General features: G+C 69.1%; 21 protein-coding genes. 4 read left to right on the plus strand and 17 right to left on the minus strand.

Annotation, left to right across the window (positions count from 1 at the left end; translation table 11 throughout):
- The first annotated feature begins 45 nt into the window (after window positions 1-45).
- Window positions 46-732 carry a 2-phospho-L-lactate guanylyltransferase gene (gene cofC / locus AC4FS2_RS14540; RefSeq protein ID WP_491155818.1) on the plus strand — a complete coding sequence of 229 codons (687 nt, stop codon included), beginning with the start codon at window positions 46-48 and terminating at the stop codon, window positions 730-732.
- Window positions 733-872: 140 nt separating this feature from the next.
- Here the strand turns inward: cofC and cofD are convergent, their stop codons facing one another.
- From cofD to AC4FS2_RS14625, 17 genes are all read right to left on the minus strand, one after another.
- Complete coding sequence (cofD, locus tag AC4FS2_RS14545; protein ID WP_491155816.1) at window positions 873-1,850, minus strand: 2-phospho-L-lactate transferase; 978 nt, start codon at window positions 1,848-1,850, stop codon at window positions 873-875.
- A 43-nt stretch (window positions 1,851-1,893) separates the two neighbouring features.
- Window positions 1,894-3,264, minus strand: coding sequence for a glutamate-1-semialdehyde 2,1-aminomutase (gene hemL / locus AC4FS2_RS14550; protein ID WP_491155814.1), 1,371 nt, complete (start codon window positions 3,262-3,264; stop codon window positions 1,894-1,896).
- A 91-nt stretch (window positions 3,265-3,355) separates the two neighbouring features.
- Entirely contained in the window at window positions 3,356-4,339 is a 984-nt protein-coding gene (hemB, locus tag AC4FS2_RS14555) for a porphobilinogen synthase (RefSeq protein ID WP_491155812.1), read from the minus strand.
- Window positions 4,336-5,142 carry a uroporphyrinogen-III synthase gene (locus AC4FS2_RS14560; protein WP_491155811.1) on the minus strand — a complete coding sequence of 269 codons (807 nt, stop codon included), beginning with the start codon at window positions 5,140-5,142 and terminating at the stop codon, window positions 4,336-4,338. Before AC4FS2_RS14560 ends, hemB begins: the two co-directional genes overlap by 4 nt.
- A complete protein-coding gene (gene hemC / locus AC4FS2_RS14565; RefSeq protein ID WP_491156769.1) occupies window positions 5,139-6,155 on the minus strand; it encodes a hydroxymethylbilane synthase in 1,017 nt (338 codons plus the stop codon). The genes AC4FS2_RS14560 and hemC overlap by 4 nt, the downstream gene beginning before the upstream one ends.
- A gap of 1 nt (window position 6,156) precedes the next feature.
- Entirely contained in the window at window positions 6,157-6,828 is a 672-nt protein-coding gene (hemQ, locus tag AC4FS2_RS14570) for a hydrogen peroxide-dependent heme synthase (protein WP_491155809.1), read from the minus strand.
- 41 nt (window positions 6,829-6,869) lie between these two features.
- Window positions 6,870-7,148, minus strand: a complete 279-nt coding sequence (locus AC4FS2_RS14575) for a hypothetical protein (RefSeq protein ID WP_491155808.1) — start codon at window positions 7,146-7,148, stop codon at window positions 6,870-6,872.
- Window positions 7,138-7,548 (minus strand): phage holin family protein, encoded by a 411-nt coding sequence (locus AC4FS2_RS14580; protein ID WP_491155806.1) that lies wholly within the window; start codon window positions 7,546-7,548, stop codon window positions 7,138-7,140. Before AC4FS2_RS14580 ends, AC4FS2_RS14575 begins: the two co-directional genes overlap by 11 nt.
- Window positions 7,549-7,553: 5 nt before the next feature.
- Complete coding sequence (locus AC4FS2_RS14585) at window positions 7,554-8,051, minus strand: hypothetical protein (protein ID WP_491155804.1); 498 nt, start codon at window positions 8,049-8,051, stop codon at window positions 7,554-7,556.
- 107 nt (window positions 8,052-8,158) lie between these two features.
- The gene (gene hemG, locus AC4FS2_RS14590; RefSeq protein ID WP_491155802.1) at window positions 8,159-9,622 is read right to left on the minus strand and encodes a protoporphyrinogen oxidase; all 1,464 of its coding nucleotides are present in this window, start codon (window positions 9,620-9,622) and stop codon (window positions 8,159-8,161) included.
- Window positions 9,619-10,653: a uroporphyrinogen decarboxylase gene (hemE, locus tag AC4FS2_RS14595; protein ID WP_491155800.1), complete on the minus strand. Its 1,035-nt coding sequence runs from the start codon at window positions 10,651-10,653 to the stop codon at window positions 9,619-9,621. The genes hemG and hemE overlap by 4 nt, the downstream gene beginning before the upstream one ends.
- A 68-nt stretch (window positions 10,654-10,721) precedes the next feature.
- The gene (locus AC4FS2_RS14600; protein ID WP_491155797.1) at window positions 10,722-11,474 is read right to left on the minus strand and encodes an SDR family NAD(P)-dependent oxidoreductase; all 753 of its coding nucleotides are present in this window, start codon (window positions 11,472-11,474) and stop codon (window positions 10,722-10,724) included.
- Window positions 11,475-11,485: 11 nt separating this feature from the next.
- Window positions 11,486-11,815 carry an NIPSNAP family protein gene (locus tag AC4FS2_RS14605; RefSeq protein ID WP_491155795.1) on the minus strand — a complete coding sequence of 110 codons (330 nt, stop codon included), beginning with the start codon at window positions 11,813-11,815 and terminating at the stop codon, window positions 11,486-11,488.
- A gap of 73 nt (window positions 11,816-11,888) precedes the next feature.
- Window positions 11,889-12,887, minus strand: a complete 999-nt coding sequence (locus AC4FS2_RS14610; protein WP_491155793.1) for an NAD(P)H-quinone oxidoreductase — start codon at window positions 12,885-12,887, stop codon at window positions 11,889-11,891.
- A gap of 31 nt (window positions 12,888-12,918) precedes the next feature.
- Entirely contained in the window at window positions 12,919-14,151 is a 1,233-nt protein-coding gene (locus tag AC4FS2_RS14615) for a serine hydrolase domain-containing protein (RefSeq protein ID WP_491155792.1), read from the minus strand.
- Window positions 14,152-14,171: 20 nt separating this feature from the next.
- Window positions 14,172-15,119 (minus strand): 3-hydroxyacyl-CoA dehydrogenase family protein, encoded by a 948-nt coding sequence (locus AC4FS2_RS14620; protein ID WP_491155790.1) that lies wholly within the window; start codon window positions 15,117-15,119, stop codon window positions 14,172-14,174.
- Window positions 15,120-15,201: 82 nt separating this feature from the next.
- Window positions 15,202-17,115, minus strand: coding sequence for a helix-turn-helix domain-containing protein (locus AC4FS2_RS14625; RefSeq protein WP_491155789.1), 1,914 nt, complete (start codon window positions 17,113-17,115; stop codon window positions 15,202-15,204).
- A gap of 292 nt (window positions 17,116-17,407) precedes the next feature.
- Here AC4FS2_RS14625 and AC4FS2_RS14630 point away from each other — a divergent pair, with 292 nt between their 5' ends.
- The 3 genes from AC4FS2_RS14630 to AC4FS2_RS14640 all read left to right on the plus strand — a co-directional run bounded on the left by AC4FS2_RS14630 (window position 17,408) and on the right by AC4FS2_RS14640 (window position 21,940).
- Window positions 17,408-19,177: an ABC transporter family substrate-binding protein gene (locus tag AC4FS2_RS14630; protein ID WP_491155787.1), complete on the plus strand. Its 1,770-nt coding sequence runs from the start codon at window positions 17,408-17,410 to the stop codon at window positions 19,175-19,177.
- Window positions 19,178-19,268: 91 nt separating this feature from the next.
- Window positions 19,269-20,804 carry an ABC transporter permease gene (locus tag AC4FS2_RS14635; RefSeq protein WP_491155785.1) on the plus strand — a complete coding sequence of 512 codons (1,536 nt, stop codon included), beginning with the start codon at window positions 19,269-19,271 and terminating at the stop codon, window positions 20,802-20,804.
- Window positions 20,804-21,940 carry an ABC transporter permease gene (locus tag AC4FS2_RS14640; RefSeq protein WP_491155783.1) on the plus strand — a complete coding sequence of 379 codons (1,137 nt, stop codon included), beginning with the start codon at window positions 20,804-20,806 and terminating at the stop codon, window positions 21,938-21,940. Before AC4FS2_RS14635 ends, AC4FS2_RS14640 begins: the two co-directional genes overlap by 1 nt.
- The last annotated feature ends 6 nt before the right edge of the window (window positions 21,941-21,946 follow it).

Genomic DNA, 21,946 nt, shown 5'->3' on the forward strand with positions numbered 1-21,946 from the left:
CCCCCGCAGCCGACTCCCGCGCCGAACTCAGGATGGACGTACCGAATGACCCCGAAACGACCCGTGGAACCGGTTGGCGACACGAACGAGCCTGAGTACGGGCAGCGGACGGACGGGTGGACCGTGATCGTCCCGGTCAAGGCGGCCGATACCGGCAAGTCGCGCCTCGCCGATGCCGGCGGCGACCGGATGGCCCTGGCCCGCGCCATCGCCCTGGACACGATCGCCGCCGTGGCCGAGGCGACGCAGGTCGCGCGCATCCTCGTGGTCACCGACGATCCCGAGGTCTCGGCCTCGGCCGCACGGTGGCGTGCGGTCGAGGTGGTGCGCGACGGGGATGCCGCGGGGCTGGACGCCGCCGTGGCCCTCGGTGCGCAGGCGGCGGGCACCGGGGTGCCGCGCGCCGCCCTGCTGGGCGATCTGCCTGCATTGCGGCCTGCCGATCTGGATGCCGCCCTCGAGGCGGCCGCATCACTCGAGCGGGGGCTGGTTCCCGACGCGGAAGGCACCGGGTCCACACTCGTCACCGCGCGAGCCGGCGCCGTGTGGACATCCGCGTTCGGCGAAGGGTCGGCCGAGCGGCACCGGCTCCTCGGCTGCACCGTGATCGATCTGCCGGAGGACTCGTCGCTGCGGCGCGACGTCGACACGCCGGCGCAGCTCTCCGAGGCCGCGGGCCTCGGCCTCGGCCCGCGGACATCCGCCCTCCTCGGCGCCGCCTACGCCCGCTGACCCGCCTCCGCCCTTCCCGTTCGCGCGAGCGCACGACCTCGTGTCGAATGTATGACGTTCCTCCGCGCACAGGCCGTGCGGTCGGCACGATGTCGTGCACTCGCGTGCAGCGCGGCGGGGTGGGGCGGGGCGCGGTCGGGTCAGGATGCGGCGGCGAGGGCCGCGTCAGCGATCGCGGATGACGCCGAGACGTCGGTCATCCACAGCGGCGCGACGATGCAGCGGATGCCGGATGCCTCCACCGCAGGCGAGGCGGAGGCATCCTCGTCCGCGATGAGCCACGCGTCGAGCACCCCGCCGGCCGAGCGCGCGCCGTAGTGGGCGGCGACGGCAGCGGCGGAGGTTTCCACTCCGATCGCGGTGAGGCACACGTCCGCCATGCCCCGCACCACCCGTCCGCCGATGATCGGAGAAACGCCCACGACGGCGGATGCCCCCGCCAGCGCCTCGCGGATGCCCGGCACAGCCAGGATGGGTCCGATCGACACGACCGGGTTCGACGGAGCGATCAGCACCACGTCCGCAGCCGCGATGGCCTCGACGACACCCGGGGCGGGCGTCGCCGCCGCGATACCCGGGTTGTCGAAGCGTACGGGGGTGAGCGCCGCGCGGTGGCGCGTCCACCACTCCTGGAAGTGCAGAGCCCGCTCGGCGGCGCCGTCGTCGTCGCGCACGGTGACGATCGTGTCGACTTCGTCGTCCGTCATCGGCAGGAGACGCGCTCCGAGATCCCAGCGCTGCGCCATCCGGGCCAGCACCTGGGTGGGCGTGAGGCCCTCGCGGAGCCATCCGGTGCGGGCGAGGTGCGTCCCCAGGTCGAGGTCGCCGAGCGTGAACCACGGCCAGCCCGCGCCCCACGCGGAGAGCTCCTCGTTGACCCGCTCGGTGTCGCCGGCCCGGCCCCAGCCGCGAGAGGTGTCGTTCACGCCGGCCAGCGCGTACGTGATCGAGTCGATGTCGGGCTGCAGCCGCACGCCCGAGAGCCACAGGTCATCGCCGGTGTTGACCACGACCGTGGCCTCGGGGGCCCCGCGCCGGGCCAGAGCGGCCCGAACCCCGAGCGTGAATTTCGCCCCGCCGACCCCGCCGGCCAGCACGACCACGCGCGGTCCGCTCACGCGGCACCGCCCGCCGGTGTTGCCGCGGGCGCCCCGGCGTCGATCACGCGGACATCGCCGGCCGAGGGGCGGATGCGGCCGCCCGCGCCGCGGCGGGAAGGGCCTCGACCACGCGCGCCACAGCGTCGTCATCGTGCGCGGCGGTGAGGAACCACGCCTCGTAGACGCTCGGCGGCAGGGAGACGCCCGCGTCGAGCATCGCGTGGAAGAACGGCGGGTAGCGCCACGCGTCCTGGGTGAGGGCCGTGGCGTAATCGCGCGGCACGTCGGGGAGGAACGCCACCCCGAACAGCGACCCGGCACGCGGCACGGCGTGGATCACGCCTTCGGCGGCGAGCGCGGCCGAGAGGGCGTCGGCGATCGTGGATGCCGCGGCATCCACCCGCGCGTACACCTCGGGGGTCGCGAGCCGCAGCGTGGCGAGCCCGGCGGCGACCGAGAGCGGATTCCCCGACAAGGTGCCGGCCTGGTACACCGGTCCGGTGGGGGCGAGGGCATCCATCACGTCGGCGCGTCCGCCGAGCGCCGCCAACGGCATCCCGCCACCGACGACCTTGCCGAAGGTGAACAGGTCGGGCGTGTAGTGCTCTCCGGCGGCGGCCTGCAGTCCCCAGAAACCGGCGGGATGCACGCGGAAGCCCGTGAGCACCTCATCGAGGATCAGGAGCGCCCCGTGCGCGTGGGCGATGTCGGCCAGCGCGGGGTTGTATCCGGGGAGCGGCGGGACGACCCCCATGTTCGCGGATGAGGCCTCCACGATGATCGCTGCGATCCGGTCGCCGTGCGCGGCGAAGGCCTCCCGCACGGCGTCGAGGTCGTTGTAGGGCAGCACGAGGGTCTGCGCCGCGATGGGAGCGGGGACGCCCGCCGACCCCGGCAGGGCGAGGGTGGCGACACCGGAGCCGGCGGCGGCCAGGAGCCCGTCGGAGTGCCCGTGGTAATGGCCGGCGAACTTCACGAGGAGGTCGCGGCCGGTGACACCGCGGGCGAGGCGGATCGCGGTCATCGTCGCCTCGGTGCCCGTGGAGACCAGACGCACCTTCTCGACCGGGTGCCGCGTCTCGGTCGCTCCGCTCCCTGGATCAGCGACCGGCGCCGCGGTGACACGGGAGACGATGAGGTCGGCGAGCTCCACCTCCGCCGCGGTGGGTGCCCCGAACGACAGGCCGCGGGATGCCGCATCCTGGACCGCCGCGACCACCTCGGGATGGGCGTGCCCGAGAAGCGCGGGCCCCCACGAGGCGACGAGGTCGACGTAGGTGCGACCCGCCTCATCCGTCACCGTGGCGCCGGAGGCCGAGGCGAGGAACCGGGGCGTACCGCCCACGGATCCGTACGCCCGCACGGGCGAGTTGACCCCGCCCGGGATGACAGCCCGTGCCCTCTCGAACCAGTCGTCGTTGCGGTCGGTCATGTGCGGTTTTCCTTCCAGCCACGTCGGAGAATGTCGCGAAGGTCGGAGGATGCGAGGGAAATCGTCCGACGACGGCGCGATCCTCCGACGTTCACAGGTCGGCGCGGAGCCAGCGGGCGGCCTCGGCTGCCCAGTACGTCAGGATGGCGTCGGCACCGGCGCGGCGGATCGCCAGGAGGCTCTCCGAGATCGCACCACGGCGGTCGATCCAGCCGTTGGCGGCGGCGGCTTCGACCATGGCGTACTCGCCCGAGACCTGGTACGCCCACACGGGCACGTCCACGGCGCCGCGTACCTCGGCGAGCACGTCGAGGTACGGCAGGGCCGGCTTCACCATCACGACGTCGGCGCCCTCGTCGACATCGATCAGCGCCTCGCGCACACCTTCGCGGCCGTTGCCGGGGTCGAGCTGGTACGTGCGGCGGTCGCCGGTGAGCTGCGAGTCGACGGCCTCACGGAAGGGTCCGTAGAACGCTCCCGCGTACTTCGCCGAGTACGCCAGCAGCAGCGTGTCGGTGTACCCCTCGGCATCCAGTGCCGCGCGCACGTACGCCACCTGGCCGTCCATCATGCCGGAGAGCCCGAGCATCACCGAGCCGGCACGGGCCTGCGCGAGACCCATGGCGGCGTACCGCTCCAGCGTCGCGTCGTTGTCGACGCCTCCGCGGCCGTCGAGGACGCCGCAATGCCCGTGGTCGGTGAATTCGTCCAGGCACAGGTCGGTCTGCACCACGAGCGCGTCGCCCACCTCCGCCACGATCGCCTCGGTCGCGACGTTGAGGATGCCGCGGGGGTCGTCGGCTCCGGATCCGACGGCGTCGCGCACCGCCGGCACGCCGAACAGCATGACTCCGCCGACGCCGGCCTCAGCCGCATCCACGGCCGCCGCGCGAAGTGAGTCGAGCGTGTGCTGATGTACGCCGGGCATCGACGAGATCGGCGCGGGTTCCGCGATCCCCTCGCGGACGAACAGGGGCAGGACCAGCTGCGACGGAACGAGATGCGTCTCGCGGACCAGCCGCCGAACGGCGGGGGTCTGGCGGAGGCGGCGCGGCCGATGCGAGGGAAAGCTCACGGCTGCAGTTCGTCCGCGGCGTGCGGGAGGGAGAAGCGGGAGACCGCGTCGATCAGGGCATCCACGGTCTGCTGGTCGGCGATGACATCGACGCTCAGTCCGGAGCGACGTGCGTCCTTCGCGGTGCGCGGGCCGATCGCGGCGATGACGGTCGTCTCCGGAATCTCAGTGAATTGCTCGTGCACCTGCTCGGCGACGGATCCGCTCGTCACGAGGATCGCATTGATCCTGCCGGACGCGACGTCCTGCGCGATCCGCTCGGTGACGGGCACGCCCACCGTCCGGTACGCCACGACACTGCGCACCCGGTGACCGGCTTCGGCGAGGAGGCGGGTCAGCACGGGCTTCGCGATCTCACTCCGGAGCGTGAGCACGTCACGCGGCTCGCTCTCCCGTGCGATCATCTCCTCCGCCAGTCCCGCAGCGGAGTTGTCGCGCTCGGGGACGAGGTCGACGCGATATCCGACGGCCTGGAGCGCGGCGGACGTGGTCTCGCCCACCGCAGCGATCTTGGTGTTGCCGGGGATGAGCGCGCGGTACGCATACAACACGTCCACCGTCGTTGCGCTGGTCACGGTGAGCCAGTCGAACGCCCCGGCAGCGAGCTCGGCCAGCGCCTGCTCGAGCGAGGCTTGATCGTTCGTCGGGGCGAAGTTGATGAGCGGTGCGATCACCGGCACGGCCCCCTGCTGACGCAGGGTGGCGGCGACGCCGTCACCCCACGGCCCGCCACGCGGCACCAGCACCCGCCAGCCCGCGAGGGGCTTCTCGGATGTCGGCGTATGCCGGGAGCTGTGGTTCATGGGGTCGACTCTCGTGGTACCAGGTCGGCCGCCCCGCGTTCGAGCAGCCGACGTGCAATGTCGTACCCGGTGCGCGCTGCTCGCGCGATCGGGTCCGCGCCGTCGGCAGCAATCGCACCATCGCCGCTGCCTGACTTCCCACCATACCCCGGGTCGGCCGCGGGAAGGGGCTGCATCCGGACGGTGCGGTCAAGACCGATCCGATGAGCGCCGTCCAGCGCATAAACGATCGCGCGGACCCGCAGATCGCCGTCCCGCACTTCCGCGTGCGTCCCGACGGGAGCGGAGCATCCCGCGTCCAATCCGGAGAGCACGGTGCGCTCCGCCGTCACGGCGATCCGGGTGTCGAGGTGATCGAGGGTGGCCAGCGCGGAGAGCAGTTCGGCGTCCGCGTCGGCGCGGGTCTCGACCGCGAGGGCGCCCTGGCCCGGGGCTGTCGGCCAGTCGGCGAGGCCGAGCGACTCGGCGTGCAATCCGCCGAGGTCGCCGCCGAGTCGCGAGAGTCCGGCGGCGGCGAGGATGACCGCATCCAGCTCTCCGTCGCGCACGCGGCCCAGGCGCGAGTCCACGTTGCCGCGCAGATCCTGCACGCGGACACGGGGATTGCGACGCCGAACCTGAGCGACGCGGCGCGGGGATCCCGTGCCCACGACGGTGCCGGCCACGAAGTCCGCCAGCGGCGTCCCGTCGCGGGTGATGACGACGTCGCGAGCGTCTTCGCGGGCCGGGGTGGCGGCGAGGACGAACTCCTCGGGCTGGGTGGTGGGCAGATCTTTCAGCGAGTGCACCAGCAGATCGCACCGCCCGGCGAGAAGTGCCTCCCGGAGGTTCGTGGCGAACACGCCGCGCCCGCCGATTTCCGAGAGCGAGGCGCGCGACACGTCGCCTTCACTGACGATGGGGACGAGTTCGACCTGTTGCCCGGATGCGGCCGCCAGCGCGTCGGCAACCTGCTGCGACTGGGCGAGAGCGAGCGCGCTCCGGCGGGTGCCGATCCGGAGGCTCATCGCCAGCTCACTGCAGGACCTCGGGCACGTCCTCCGGCCCGATGAGGCGTCCCGTGAAGAACGGCACCTCCTCGCGCACGTGCCGGCGAGCCTCGGTGTAGCGCAGCTCCCGCATCATGTCGACGAGGTCGGTGAGCACATCGGCCTCCATGGGAAGGAGCCACTCGTAGTCGCCGAGGGCGAAGGAAGCCACGGTGTTGGCGGTCACGCCGGTGAAGGCCGCACCCTTGCGCCCGTGGTCGGCGAGCATCGCGCGGCGCTCCTCATCGGGGAGGAGATACCACTCGTAGCTGCGGACGAACGGGTAGACGGTCAGCCACTGCTTCGCGGGGATCCCGCGGAGGAACCCCGGCACGTGGGCGCGGTTGAACTCGGCGTCGCGGTGCACGCCCATCGCGTTCCACACCGGCAGGAGCGGACGGAGCAGTTCGGTACGGCGAAGACGGCGCAGGTCGCGCTGCAGGGCTTCGGCATCCGGCCCGTGCATCCAGATCATCAGGTCGGCGTCGGCGCGCAGTCCGCTGACGTCGTAGAAACCGCGGATGCTGACACCGCCGTCCTCGATCAGCGTGACGATGTCGGCCAGCTCGGTGGCGTCGGGCTCGGACACCGGATTCTCGGGGTCGCGCCGGAGAACGGCCCAGAGCGTGAAGACGGATGCAGGGGACTCCTCGGACATACCCCCAGTCTCCCCCGCAGGCCGCGCGCGGCCAAACGCGCTCAGCGCGTGTAGGCCCGGACGGCCAGCCAGACGAGGCCGCCGACCGTCGCGGCCACCCCGACGACCGCCGCAGCGGCTCCGGCAGGATTGGTGCGGCGGAAATCGCGCGCTCGGGCGACGGCGCGATCCACGCCGTGCCCGAGGCGACGCGGCACGTTCCCCTTGATCTCGATGGCGGCCAGCGTCGCCTTCAGTTCGGCGCGGGCCTTCTCCACGGGGTCGGAAATTCCCAGCGCCACGCCCGTGCGGGGGACGGGGATCGGACGATCAACGCTCATCGCCAGCCTCCTTCACGATCCGAATGTCCTGAGCCACCGCTGATCCGGGGTTGTCCCGCGAGCTCAGCTTGCGGAAGCGCATGATCCCGAGGATCGCGAGGATGGCCACGATCACCAGCATCACGCCGAAGACCACGAGCGCCGACAGCCACACGGGCCACCAGGACGACAGCCCCGCGATCACGAACGCGAAGAACACCGGCAGCGACCAGAACAGGACGAACAGCGCGCCCACGAACCAGCCTGCGCCGATTCCAGCGTCCTTCGCCGTCTTGGCCAGCCACTTCTTGGCGGCGTTGATCTCGGCGACGACGAGATTGCGCACCAGGTCGGGGACATCCCCGAGCAGAGTGAAAAGGCTCTCGTCGGCGCGATCGCGGAACCCGCGAGGCGTCGTCATATCAGTCAGCTCCCGGTGCTGGAGGCGCTCTGGTTGCCGTTCGAGCCGCCCTGCGAGCCGTTAGAGCCGCCCTGCGAGCCGTTCGAGCCGCCCTGCGAGCCGTTCGAGCCGCCCTGCGACCCGGTGGATGAGGTGCCCGAGGTGCCCGTGGACTCGTCGGCGGCGGCCTTCTCGGCCTCCTCCATCGACTCCTCGACGGCCTCGGCAACGTCACGCGCGGCAGACTTCGCGGTGGAGGCGGCGCGCTGGGCCTTCTCCTGGACGCTGCCCGAGCCGCTCGCGGCGCTGGTGACGCGCTTCGCGCCGTCCCACAGCGCGCCCGGGACCACCTTCGCGGCAGAGGCCCCGAAGGCCTTGGCCTTGTCGACCTTCTTCTGCACCGGGTCGGTGTTCCAGACGTTTGCCGCCTGTTCCTTGATCTGCTCGTAGCGTTCGCGGCCCGCGCGACTGCCGAGTACGTATCCGGCGGCGAGGCCGATGACGATTCCTACTTTGCCCTTCATGGGGCGCTCCTCACGATTGATGATGGGAGGTGACGTGGGATCCCACAGTAGCGCCGTATGCCGCCCGCGGCATTCGCCCTTGACATCGCCGGGCGACCGGGGCAGGGTCACGCGGGCGGCGCAGACCTCCCCCACAGCAGCGCCGAGCGGATGCGGTCGGCTTCGGTGCGCGCGTCGGGCACGACCTGCGCGAGTCCGGTGCCCGCGAGCCACGCGCCCACGGCTCCCAGCCCACCGACGGCGGAGATCGCCCCCCGCGCGGCGGAGGTTGCCGCAGCGCGGCCGATCGTGGCGGCCGGCTGCGCCTGCGGGTAACGCTCGCGACGGGCACCGCGCAGATCCGCGGGGGCCAGGCGAACGCCGAGCAGCGCGGACGCCTCGGCCAGCGCGAGTTGTGCCGCCGCATCCTCGTCCAGGGCGGCGGTGGCCGGCTCCTCCCCCTGCGCACCGAAGGACACGCGGATGACGTGCCGGCCCGGTCCGGCGGCCTCGGCCACCCAGCTCCACTTCGCCGTGGAGTGCGTCAGCGCCTTGGCCGCGCGCGCACCGGGCACGGTCAGCACCCCCGAGCCACGCGGGACGGCATCCAGGTCGGCGCTGTCCACGACCAGGGTGACGACTTCGACGACGGGTGAGAGGGAGGTCTCCGCATCCAGCGCGGGAACGACCGGCGCGAGCATCGCCCGTGCGGCGCGCTCGGGGACGGCGACGACCACCGCGTCCGCTTCGACGGCGTCGTCGTCCGGGTTCTCCAGGAGCACCCGCCACCCAGCATCCCGCGGCTGCACAGCCGCGACCCGTGCGCCGGTGCGCACCTCTCCGCCGAGGTCGCGCACGCGCGCCACGAGCGCATCGACAAGGGTCGCCATCCCGCCGACGAGCCCTTCCACGGCACCACCCGGCGCCGTGGTGCGGCTCCCGCGGAGGTCGGCGACCGCGCCGCCGAGCGATCCGGTACGGGTGAGCGCCGCGTTCAATCCCGGAGCCGCCAGGTCGACGTCGATGTCATCGGGCCGGGCCGAATACACCCCGCCCGTCACCGGTGCGACCAGACGCTCCAGCACGCGGGATCCCATGCGGGTGCGCACGAGCTCGCCGAGGCTGTGCCGATGCCCGATCGTCAGCGGCGGTCGCAGCCGGTCGAGATACGCGCGCCACGACCCGGCCCACCCGATGATGCGGCGCACCTCCGGCGCCCACGGGTTGTCGGGGATGCCGAGGATGCCGCCCCGCGGCAGCGGGGCCGCCGCTCCACCGGGAAGGCCGGCGACCCACGCGCCGCCGGGGTTGGGGGCGGTCACGGCATCGCCGAGTCCGAGTTCGTCGATCAGCGCGCGCACCGTGCCGCCGCGCGTGGCGTAGCTCTCCGCACCGACGTCGAGGGTGAGTCCGTCGACCTCAGCCGACCGCACGACGCCGCCGGGGCGGTCGTCCTGCTCCAGCACGGTGACCCGCACCCCCACCTTCGCGAACTCCCACGCCGCGACCAGACCGGCGATACCGCCACCCACGATGGCGACGTGCGCCTGGCTCGCCTGCGCAGCGAGTCGGTCGAGGTCGAGTCCGCTCACGCCGACTCCCCGTGCGCTGCGGCCACGATGCGGGTGAGGACACCGGGGTCGGTGTCGGGCGGGACCCCGTGGCCGAGGTTGAGGATGTGCGCGCGAGCGGCACGGCCCCGGGTGAGGACGTCGTCCACGTGCGCGAGGAGCACCTCCTCGGGTGCGGTCAGGAGCGCGGGGTCGATGTTGCCCTGCACCGTCGTTTCCGCGCCGAGCACGGCCGCCGCCTCATCCAAAGGCAGGCGCCAGTCGACACCCACGGCGTCGGCGATGCCGCCCAGGCGCATGTCGGCCAGGAACGGTCCGGTTCCGATGCCGAAGTGGATGCGGGGCACGTCGAGTCCCTCGAGGGCTTCCCGGGAGTGCGGCGCCGCGTAGGAGCGGTAATCGGCCGTGGACAGCGATCCGGCCCACGAGTCGAACAGCTGCACGGCGGCGGCTCCGGCATCCGTCTGCGCCCGTAGGAAGGCCGCCGACACTGCCGCCAGCCACCCGGCCAGCCGGTGCCAGGAAGCCGGGTCGGCATGCATCATGGCCCGCGCGCGCAGGTGCTCCTTGGATGGCCCGCCCTCCACGAGGTAGGCGGCGAGGGTGAAGGGAGCGCCGGCGAACCCGATGAGCGGGGTGTCGCCGAGCTCTGCGGTTACGATCCGCACGGCCTCCCGCACGGGTTCTGCCGCCTCGGCGACAGCGGACGGGTCGATCGCGGTGACGCGCGCGACATCGGATGCGGTGCGCACCGGGTCGGCGAACACCGGCCCCCGTCCGGGCTCGATCTCCACGTCGATGCCTGCCAGGCGGAGCGGAATGACGATGTCGCTGAAGAAGATTCCCGCGTCGACGCCGTGGCGGCGCACCGGCTGCAGGGTGATCTCGGCCGCGAGATCCGGCGTCAGGCAGGCGTCCAGCATCCGGGTGCCCACCCGCAGCTCGCGGTACTCCGGGAGCGAGCGCCCGGCCTGCCGCATGAACCACACCGGGGTACGTTCGGGGCGGTCGCCACGGAGGGCGCGGAGGAGGGGTGCGTCGGGGGCGGGCATGTCCTCCATCCTCGCACCCGGCATCCGCGCGTCCGCTGGGCGCCGGGCGCCTGCGGCCTTCCGGCGCCCTAGTAGAGCGTGTTCCCGCCCGAGACGTTGATGGTCGCGCCCGACACGAACGAGGCGCGGTCGGAGCACAGATACACGGTCGTATCCGCGATCTCTTCCGGGCGACCGAAGCGGCGCAACGGAGTCGCGGCCTCCATGGCCGCCCGCTCCTGCGACGACAGCCCCTGTCGCATCATCGCGGTATCGATCAATCCCGGCGCGATGCAGTTGACACAGATGCCCGCGGGCCCGTACTCCTTGGCGAGACTCCGGGCCATCGTGGTCACCGCGCCTTTGGATGTCGCGTAGGGCAGTCGGGTCGACATTCCGCCAGACAGCCACGACCCCGAGGACATGATGAGGATGCGCCCTGGGATACCTCGGGCCCTCATCGCCTCGGCGGCCGCCCGCGTGAGGAAGAAGGTGGCACGGACGTTGACGTTCATGTGCTGGTCCCACTGCTCCTCGCTCACCTCGGGAACCGGGATCGCCTCGAGCATCCCCGCCAGATGTGCGACCACGTCCACGCGACCGTGCTCTCGCAGAACCCGCTGGATGACCGCATCCGCCGTCGCCTGGCCCGTCAGCGTCGCGGCGATGTGGCTGTGCCCGGTGCCGGGGAGCTCCGGCACCAGCCGCTCCAGCACCGTCTCGTCGCGATCGACGGCCACCACCGTGGCACCCTCCTCCGCGAACCGGACCGCCGTGTGACGTCCGATCCCACCGGCGGCTCCCGTCAGTAGGACGACCTTCCCTGTCAGCCCGAGATCCATGAGCCGGCGACCTAGCCGACGGGCGGAGTGAAGCTCGGGGAGAAGGCCGTCGGCTTCAGAAGCCGGCTCTCCTGGCTGACCAGCAGAGGCAGGGACACGTCGAGATAGGCCTGCCAGCCCGGGTCGCGCGCAAGAGCCGCGCGACGGGTGTCGCGATCCGCGGCGTCGGCATACCCCCAGAGATGCACCACCTGATTGAGCGCGCCACTCTCGGACGTGAAGTAACCGATCAGCGTCCCGCAGTACCGCGTGTACAACGGCAGCCCCTGCGCCGCGAACGTGTCGACGAAGTCCTGCAGGCGCCCCGGTCGAGTGGTGTAGGTCCGTTGATCGACGATCATCTCGCTCCTCGGTGCGGGTGGGTGCTGACTACTCGGGACAGAGAAGAGCCGCGACGGCCGGCTCGATGCGGCGTCACAGCGTCAGCACCAGTTTGCCGACGTGGTCGGATCGCTCCATGACCTTGTGCGCCTCGGCCACGTCTTCCAGCTCGAACGTCTGGTGCACGACCGGTCGGATCACTTTGTCGGCCAGCAGCGGCCACACGTGCTCGACGGTTCTGCCGACGATCATGGCCTTCTCCTGTGGCGACCGGGCCCGTAGCGACGTAGCGGTGACCGAGCCGCGTCGTACGAGCAGCTGCCCCAGATCCAGTTCACCGGTCGCCCCACCCTGTAGGCCGATCACAACGAGCCTCCCGTCCGTGTTGAGCACCTCGACGTTTCGCCGCAGGTAGGACGCACCCACCATGTCGAGGATCACGTCAGCCTTCATGTCCCGAGAAACCATCTCTGCCACGAAATCGGCCGTGCGGTAGTTGAGTGCGAGGTCGGCTCCGAGATCACGGCAGATCTGGAGTTTCTCGTCCGAGCCGGCTGTCGTGACGACCCTCGCTCCCGCTGCGGCGGCGAGCTGGATCGCCATCGTGCCGATTCCGCTCGACCCCCCATGCACCAAGAATGTGTCGCCGCGGCCGAGCCCACCCACCCAGAACACGTTCGACCAGACGGTCGCGGCCGTCTCCATCACCGACGCGGCCTCGACCATCGTGAGGCCGGGGGGAATCGGTGCGACCTGCCCCGCCGGCACGGTCACGAATTCGGCGTATCCGCCGGCGGAGAGCAGGGCGCACACTTTCTCGCCGACGTGACGGTCGAGCACACCGTCCCCGAGCTCCACTATCTCTCCAGCGCACTCGAGACCGAGCACGTCGGACCCACCAGGTGGGGGCGGGTAATTGCCCGCCCGCTGCACGATATCCGCGCGGTTGACGCCGGCGGCCTCGACCCTCACCAGGATCTCGCCGTGTGAAGGAACGGGCCGGGGCCGATGCACCACGGCGAGCACATCGGGTCCGCCAGGACGCACCGCGACGACCGCGCGCATCGATCCACCGCCGTCAGGTACCGTCATGGGCGCCTCGACACCACCCGAGTTGTACGCGTCATGCAAGGGCTTCGTAGATGGCCGTGATGTAGGTGTCCGCAACGTCGGAGGAGATGATGGTGCCATCCGACATCTTGTTCATCATGTACGAGATCGTGAGACCACGGTCGGGGTGCATGATGATCATGGAGCCGCCCCAGCCGCCCCAGAAGCAGATCTTCTCGTCGGGGATCGCAGGCACAGTTTCCTGCTGCGGCAGGGCGTAGCCGATCCCCCATCGCAGGGGAACCCCGAGCACCAGGTCGACCCCGTTCGCCTGCTCCTGGAAGATCAGGTCGATGGTGTCCGGGCTGAGGAGCCGGACGCCGTTGACGGTCCCCCCGAGCGAGATGGCGGACAGGATTCGAGCCATCGACCGGGCGTTGCCGTGACCGTTCACCGCACCCATGTCGGCTCGTCGCCACTCCGGGGCGTTGGCTGAGTTGGGATCTCCCTTGGGGCCGAAGAAGGTCTTCTCCATGGGGCTTCCCGGTGGCAGCTGGCTGAGGTCGAAGGCACGGTTCTTGAACGGGATGATCTCCGCCACGCGGTGGTCGTCGTGGGGCAGCGCTCCGATCTGGAAGTCGGCTCCCAGCGGCTCGGAGATCTCCGTGCGAACGAACTCCTTCAGCGTCTTGCCGCTGACGCGTCGCACCACCTCGCCGATCAGATGTCCCATGTTCGAGGCGTGGTAGCCGGAGGCGGTGCCCGGCTCCCACCACGGAGCCTGCGCTGCCAGCTGACTGGTGGACTTCTCCCAGTCGAACATGTCCTCGATCGAGAATGGAGTGTCCCACCCGGAGACGCCGGACGTGTGCGACATGATGTGGCGCACCTGGACAGCTTCTTTGCCGTTCGCGGCGAACTCGGGCCAGTAGGTCGCGACCGGTTCGAAGACGTCGAGATCGCCGCGGTCCACGAGCATCAGCGCTGCGAGGGCCGTCACGGTCTTGGTGCTGGACCACATGTTGACGATCGTGTCGGCCGTCCATGGTTTGGTGCGGTCGGCGTCCGCATACCCGCCCCACAGGTCGGCGATCATCTCGCCGTGAAGGTCGACGGCGATCGACGCGCCGACCTCTACGCCGGATTCGATGTTCTCCGCGAGCAGCGAGCGGACCTTGTCGAAGCGGGCGTCCGCGGTCCCCTGAACGGTCGGGGTCCCCTGAATGGTGTCTGTCATGGCTGAGCGCTTTCGGATAGCGGTACGGGTGCCGACGACTGCATCGGCCACGTCCTGGATGGTGGTCACACTGAATTCCTGTTTCGTCATCATGCCGAGCGGTTCGCGCCACTCTCGAGGCGGCGGGCAAGCGCGGCGTCACGGGCGGACGAGAGCGCCGCGCCTTCGCCGTTCTCGTAGGAGAAGACGCCCTGACCACTCTTTACGCCCACGTCTCCCCGATCGGCAAGGTTTTGAAGCAGGGCGGGGACGGCGAAGCGTTCCCCGAGGGTTTGTGTCAGGTAGGTGAGGATCGACGCGTACGTGTCGAGACCACCCATGTCGGCCAGACGTATCGGGCCGAAGTCGCCCAGCCTGATGCCGAAGGTTGATCGGGCGATCTCATCGATACTCTCCGCAGTCGTGAGACCCTCTTCGAGGCACCGAAAGGCCTCGGCGATGAGCGCGAACTGCAGGCGATTGCCCACGAAACCGGGGCTGTTCTTCACCACGAACGGCTTCTTGCCCACGGCTGTCATGAGCGCAAGCGCCCGAGTGACGGTTTCGGGGGAAGTGACTTGGCCCGGGACGATCTCCACTCCCGGTATCAGCTGAGCGGGGTTGTACCAGTGGATGCCGAGGAACCGGCCGGGAGTGCCGACAGCCACGGCGATCGCGTCGATGTCGAGCGCTGACGTGTTGGTGGCCAGCATCGTGTGGTTGCTCGTGGCGGCGGAGATCTCGGCCCATACGGTGTGCTTGATGCGCAATGTCTCCGGGACGGCTTCGAAGATCACGTCTGCCGTGGAGCATGCTTCGCCCAGGTCGTCCGCGATGCGGATGCGCCTCAACGCGTCCTCGGCACGCGACGCCGGCAAGCGGTCGGCCCCGACAGCAGCCGACAGACTTCTCTCGACTTCGCTGAGCCCCTTCTCGGCGAGCTCAGGAAGTCGGTCGACGAGCACGGGCGACCATCCGCCCAGGGCGAACGATTGGGCGATGCCCTGCCCCATCAGTCCGGCGCCGACAATGCAGATCTGTTCTGTCCTCGCTGACATAGTGTCATCACCGTAACCGCGGCCCTGCGGGAAAGCTATGTCGACGAGCGCCATACTCAGCGGGAATGTGTATCTGAGTGACCTACCCCATCGCGAGGTCGCGGATGACGGTGTGGATCACCAGTGACAGTTGCACGTCCAGTGACGGAGTGCCATCGCGCCAGTTGGGGCCGAGCAGGTGGTCGATCCTCGCCAACCGTTGCGTCACCGTGTTCGGGTGAACGTGGAGTGCCTGCGCCGTCTCGTTCACGCTCCGATTGGTACGGAAGTAGGCGTCGAGGGTGGCGGTCAGGTCTGTCCCACGGCGCCGGTCGTACTCGAGAACGGGGCCGAGCTGATTGGTCACGAACGAGTTCAGGTCTCTGGAATCCGACAGCAGCAGGCCCGCCACTCCGAGGCGAGTGCGGTCCGCGCCTGTGCGTTGACGACCGAGAGCGTGCAACACCTTGAGACACATGCTCGCCTCTTCGTAGGCGTCGCGCAGGCCGACCAGACCCGCAGTGCTCGTCGCTTCGCCGATCGTCACATCGGCGTCGAGTTCTGCAGCCAGCCTCGGGGCCAGATCGGCAGCGCTCAACACCGGGTCAGGCGACCAGAACGCTACGACCAACTCGTCGGCGTATCGGACGTGCATCACGTGCTGCGAGCCGAGCCGCCGGCTGAGAACAGAAAGCACGCGGCGGTCAGGGACCTCGCTCCGAATCGCATACACATGCCAGTCCGCGCCGTCGGGCAGGCTGGAGCTCGCCGACGGCAGGTGCGCGGGCTTCACTCCGGCCGGCCGGGAGACGGCCTCGATCAGAAAGGCGCTGCGGTCTCGATCACTTGTCTCGGCCACGGATCGCCGCCAGAACAGCAGGAGGGCTGCGACCGTCGCGGCTCGCGCGGCGATCCGACCGTTGACGTCCGAGAGCGGTGTCGGATGGCTCAATGCCAGGGCCCCCAGCCGATCATGAACAGCATCGATGGGAATGACGAGCCACTCCCCCTCGCGATCGGTCTGCGGAGTCCCCGCTTCGGGATCGCGAGGAGGCACTCTCGGGAGGCTCTCCGGGCCCCGGGGAAACCCGACCGAAGCGAGAAGCTCGCCGTCGGCATCCAGGATCACCGCCGGAACGGCCAGCACGTCGTGCAAGGCCGCGGTCAACTCTTCCAAACCCCCGCCCCGGAAGATGATCGCCGTGAACAGCTCGTGCGCAGCAGCTCCGCGATCAATCGCCGCCTGGTGCTCAACTGTCGCCGCGTGAGCGCTCTCGATCTCCGCGAGAGCCTCACGAGACTGGTCGAGCAGCTGTGTCTTCTCGATGGCAAGCGCAGCGAGGGTCCCCAGCGAGGAGAGCATCTCCACCTCGTCCGCCGCGAAGGTGCGCCGCGATCGATCGGCCGCGAACAGGATGCCGATCAGATTGCCCGACACCTTCAGCGGGACGCCCAGAATGGCCTTGATTCCTTCAGCCGCCACGGCAGCATCGACGTCGGCGTTGTGGGAGATGCGTTCGTCGCGCAGGTAGTCAGAACTCTGATGGGACATACCGGTGAGGGCAACGGGGCCACCAACGCCGACGTCGATCGGCAGTCGGAGGTGTTGCAGGAGGGGAGACACGGTCCCGTCCGTGACACGAATACTGGTCTCTGTGCCGGACTCGTCGATGAGGCTGAGGTAGGCGAGATCGGTGCCCAGCAATTCCCTGCCTCGGGCCGCAATCGACGTGAGAATCGCTGTGAGGTCCTTCAACGACGCCAGGTCCTTCGCGGTGTCGAACAGCGCGGACAGGTCGCGGTCTCGACGGGCCCGACGATCAAGGAGATCTTTCACGCGCAGTGTCTGCTCTCGGAGGCTTGCCCCCGCCGCCTCGGAGGGCGCCCGTCTCGCGATGGATTCGGCCACGGCGAACACCTCTGAAGCGGGGGCTGACTCAGCCAAGAGAGTCATGAGCGCCACCTGCTCGGCGAGCATGTCGTCAAGCGCCTGCTGCGGCCCATCGTTATCGGTCACAGACACATTCTGCGGCAGTTGAGCCGCGGGTGTTCGAGTGCGGGGCGATGACATGCGACACAGGTGCAACGCTCGGGCCGAAGCGGCGTCATGCCACTCCCACACTCAGCCTCCACCTGTCGCGGGTGATTCCCGCCGCCCTCAGCGATCTTGGGATGGGGTAGCCCATCCGGCTACATACTGCGACCGAGTGTGGCGCTCATCGACATAGAACTTCCGAAGGGGCGCCACTACGGTGATCACACCCTGTCGACGAAGACAGACCCGTTGCATAGGCGCACAGGAGGAAAGAGTGACCCACAGCACATCGCGCATACGCGCCCTTGCCGTCATCGCGGGTGTCGGCGCAACAGCCGTCGTTCTTGCGGCTTGCACCACGACCCCCGAAGTGGGGCCGCCCGAAGAGGTCGTCGGCGCCCAGGTCGTGATCGCAGAAACCAACGAGTTCTTCAGCGCGAACGCCGAGAGCGCGACCGGTCTCAGCGAGATCAACCTCAAGCTCGCCTACCTGACCCGGCCTGGCTTCTACTACATCAGTGACGACTACGAGGTCGTCCCCAACGAGTCCTTCGGCTCGATGGAGATCGTCAACGAAGACCCGCTCCAGGTGAAGTACACGCTCAACGACGGTATGGCTTGGTCGGACGGCGCCCCCATCACCACCGACGACCTCGTCCTCGGCTGGGCGGCTGCGTCAGGCATCTTCGACGACGCGACCTTCGGCGCCGACGGCGCCGTGACCAGCGGCACGCAGTACTTCACGTTCGCGGGCAGCACCGAGGGCCTCAACCAGTCGACGATCACCGAGGTCGGCGACGACAAACTCTCGCTCACTCTCGAGTACGACAACCCGTTCGTGGACTGGAACCTCGCCGGCCTGATCGGCCAGCCCGCGCACGTTGTCGCAGAGAAGGCCGGTGTCGAGCTCGACGGCCTCGTCGACACCATCCTGACGTCGCCCCGCGGTGATGCTGCGAACCCGGCGCCGGTGAATGAGACGCTGAAGACCGCAGCGGACTTCTGGAACACAGGCTTCGACATGTCCTCGCTCCCGAGTGACCCGTCGTTGTATCTGTCGAGGGGGCCATGGGTCATCGACTCGTGGGAGCCGACGAGGTCGATGACGCTCAAGATCAACCCCGAGTACAAGGGTGCTCTCACCCCGCAGTTCGACACGCTGGTCATCCGCTTCATCGGTGACCCGAATGCACAGGTCACGGCGCTCCGCAACGGCGAGGTCGACCTCATCGTCCCGCAGGCCAGCGGCGACACGCTCGCAGCTCTCGATGCGATCTCGGACATCACGGTGCTGGAAGGCAGTCAGCTCACGTACGACCACCTCGACCTGACCTTCGCGGGTCCGTTCGCGGATCCGAACGTGCGCGAGGCTTTCCTCAAGACGATCCCGCGCCAGCAGATCGTCGACACGCTCATCAAGCCCGTCGTGGCCGACGCAGAAGTCCTCAACTCGCGGCTCTTCATCCCTGCGCAGGAGTCGTACACGGCTGCGGTGGAGGGCAACGGGTCGGACGCGTACTCGGAGGTCGACATCGAGGGTGCCACCAAGCTCCTCGCCGGTGCGACCCCGACGATCCGCCTGCTCTACAACATCAACAACCCGAACCGCGTGGCGGCGTTCGAGGCCATACAGGCGTCCGCTTCGCAAGCCGGATTCATCATCGAGGACGTCGGCCGTGAGGACTGGGGTTCGCATCTAGGAAGCGATATCTACGACGCGGCCATCTTCGCCTGGTTCGACACCGGCGTCGGCAACACCCGAATCCCACAGCTCTACGCCTCATCCGGCGGGTCGAACTTCAACAAGTACGCCAATGCCCGCGTCGATGAGATCGCCCGCGAGCTCTCGACGACGTTGGATGCCGACGCCATCGATGACCTCAACATCGAGGCGGACGCCGAGATGTTCGCCGACGCCTACGGTCTGCCGCTCTTCCAAGTCCCCGGCCTCACGGCCCACACCGATCGCCTCCAGGACGTGACGTTCATGGGAAACCTGACCGGCCCGCTGTGGAACTTCTGGGAGTGGACCGTCTCGGAGTGATCCGCTCCTGACCGAAACAGAGCCAGGGGCGACGAGCCCGTCGCCCCTGGCTGTCAACTCATGCTCGACCCTCTGAAGGGGGCGCACCTCCTTGCTCTCGTACGTTCTGCGACGCATCGGCGTGTCCGTGCTGATCCTGGTCGCCGCCTCCTTCGTCATGTACGCCATGGTGGCGTGGGCACGCGACCCGCTCTCAGACCTCTACGCGTCGAACAGCCCCAACCGCGACCAGCTGATTGCGCAGCGCATCGACTGGCTCGACCTCGACCAGCCCGTCATAGTCCGCTGGTTCAACTGGCTCATCGGCGCCGCTCAGTGCGTCGTCCCGTTCCGCGGCTGTGACCTCGGAGTCACGATTGAGAATCAGCCCGTCACGATCCTCCTGGGCCGAGCCGTGGGATCGACACTCCAGCTGGTGACGGCCTCCACGGTCTTCGCCATCGTGCTCGGCATCCTGGTGGGCATCGTTTCGGCTCTCCGCCAGTACAGCGCCGTCGACTACACCTTCACGTTCGCGAGCTTCTTCTTCTATTCGCTCCCGTCGTTCGTCATGGGCGTCTTGCTCAAAGTCTTCGTCGCCCTCGGCTTCAACGACTGGCTCCGAGCGCCCGTCTTCTCCTGGACATGGATCATCGGCCTGTCGCTGGTATCGGGCTTGTTCTGGCAGGCGATCATCGGCGGTCATCGCCTGCGGCGGCTCGCGGTGTTCGCCGCATCCGTCCTCACGAGCGCCATCATGCTCTACGCCATGTCGGTAACCGCGTGGTTCCTCGACCCATCGCTGGGCCCCGTTCTCGCACCGCTGTTCATCGCGGCCCTCGCCGCCGGTGCGGTGCTCATCATCGCGGGCCCCCATGCACGCTTCGCCTGGCGCACGGCCGGTGCCGTGACCCTTGTTCTCATCGCCGCGTACTTCGTCCTGCAGCCTGTGCTCAGGGGGTTCGGACCGTGGGGCGTTGCGCTGCTGTTCGTGCTCGCGACCGGCGTCGGCGTCCTCGCGGGATGGATCCTCGGCGAGTACGACAAGGGGCAGGCGATGCGCATCGGCGCGTTCTCGGGCCTCCTCGGCACGGGGGTCATCATCCTCGACCAGTACATGCAGCGATGGAACGACTACATGACCAACCCCGGGGTCCGTGGACGCCCCATCGCGACCGTCGGGTCGCAGACGCCGAACCTGCAGGGCGACTTCTGGATCCAGAGCATCGACTCGTTCACGCACCTCCTGCTGCCGATGATCAGCCTGATGCTCATCTCCTTCGCGGGATACACGCGCTACGCACGAGGCGGAATGCTCGAGACGCTGAACCAGGACTACATCCGGACAGCGCGGGCGAAGGGTCTCCCCGAGCGCACGGTGATCGGACGCCATGCCTTCCGCAACTCCCTCATCCCGATCACGACCATCGTCGCGGCGGACGTCGGCGGCCTCATCGGAGGCGCCATCATCACGGAGCGGATCTTCGCGTTCTCGGGAATGGGAGCGCTGTTCGCGCAAGGCCTGAACGCGGGCGACCCGAACCCGGTCATGGCGTATTTCGTCGTCGTGGCCATCTTCGCCATCACGTTCAACTTCCTCGCCGACCTCAGTTACTCGGCGCTCGACCCGAGAGTGAGGGCCAGGTGATGACAATTCCCCTCGATCCCGGAACCACGCCGGCGGGCACCACACCCGCCGGACGTTCCACCGTCCTGACCGAAGAGGAGAAGGGCCGGAGTCAGGGCAGCCTCATCCTCCGCCGGTTCCTCACCCACAAACCCGCGCTCGTGAGCCTGATCCTGTTCCTGCTCGTCATCGGGCTGGCTGTCTCGGCGAGCGGCGCTTTCGGGATTGCGGGCTGGTGGAAGCAGGATCACACGAGCCTTTATCCGATCCAGAACGGCGGAAAGCCCACCCTGACACTGTTCCCCTTCTCCTTGGGCGACCACCCGTTCGGGCAGAACACCGTCGGCAAGGACTACTTCGCGATGACGATGCGCGGCACGGCCAACTCGTCCTACGTCATGTTCATCATCGGGCTGACGGCTGCGTTCATCGGGGTGATCGTCGGCGCCATCGCGGGCTACTATCGCGGCTGGGTCGACTCCGCGCTCATGCGCCTCACCGACATCGTGATGGTGATCCCGGTGCTCGTCATCGGCGCCGTCGTCGGCACCGCGGTCGGCGGTCTCGGGCCCGTGCCGCTCGCGATCTTCCTCGGGTTCATCGCGTGGCCGGGCATCGCGCGACTCGTGCGCGCCGAATTCCTGAGCCTGCGCGAACGCGAGTTCGTCGAAGCGGCGCGCCTCGCCGGGGCTTCGGATCTCCGCATCATCTTCACGCACATCCTGCCGAACACGACGGGTGTCATCATCGTCTCCACGACGCTGCTCATCGCGGTGGCAATCCTCTACGAGACGGCGCTGTCTTTCCTCGGCTTCGGCGTCCGCTCGCCCGAGGTGTCGCTCGGTCTTCTCATCAGCGCCAACGAGTCGGCGTTCCAGACGCGACCATGGCTGTTCTGGTGGCCGGCGTTCTTCATCGTGCTGCTTTCGCTCCTGGTCAACTTCGTCGGCGACGGCCTGCGCGACGCGTTCGACCACCGGCATAAGCGCATCAATTTCCGTCGCGTGAAAGAGCTGCCGAAGGATGCCGCGATCATCAGCACCCAGGACGTGGTCTCGGACGTCCCGGTCGGTCCGATCACAACGAACACCGGTTCGACGACGGCCGTGGGACTGTCCCGCGATGAGCCGCACCCGTACGCGAGGCGCGAATCGTGACGCGTG

It is taken from the genome of Microbacterium sp. Z10_103, assembly GCF_058310455.1.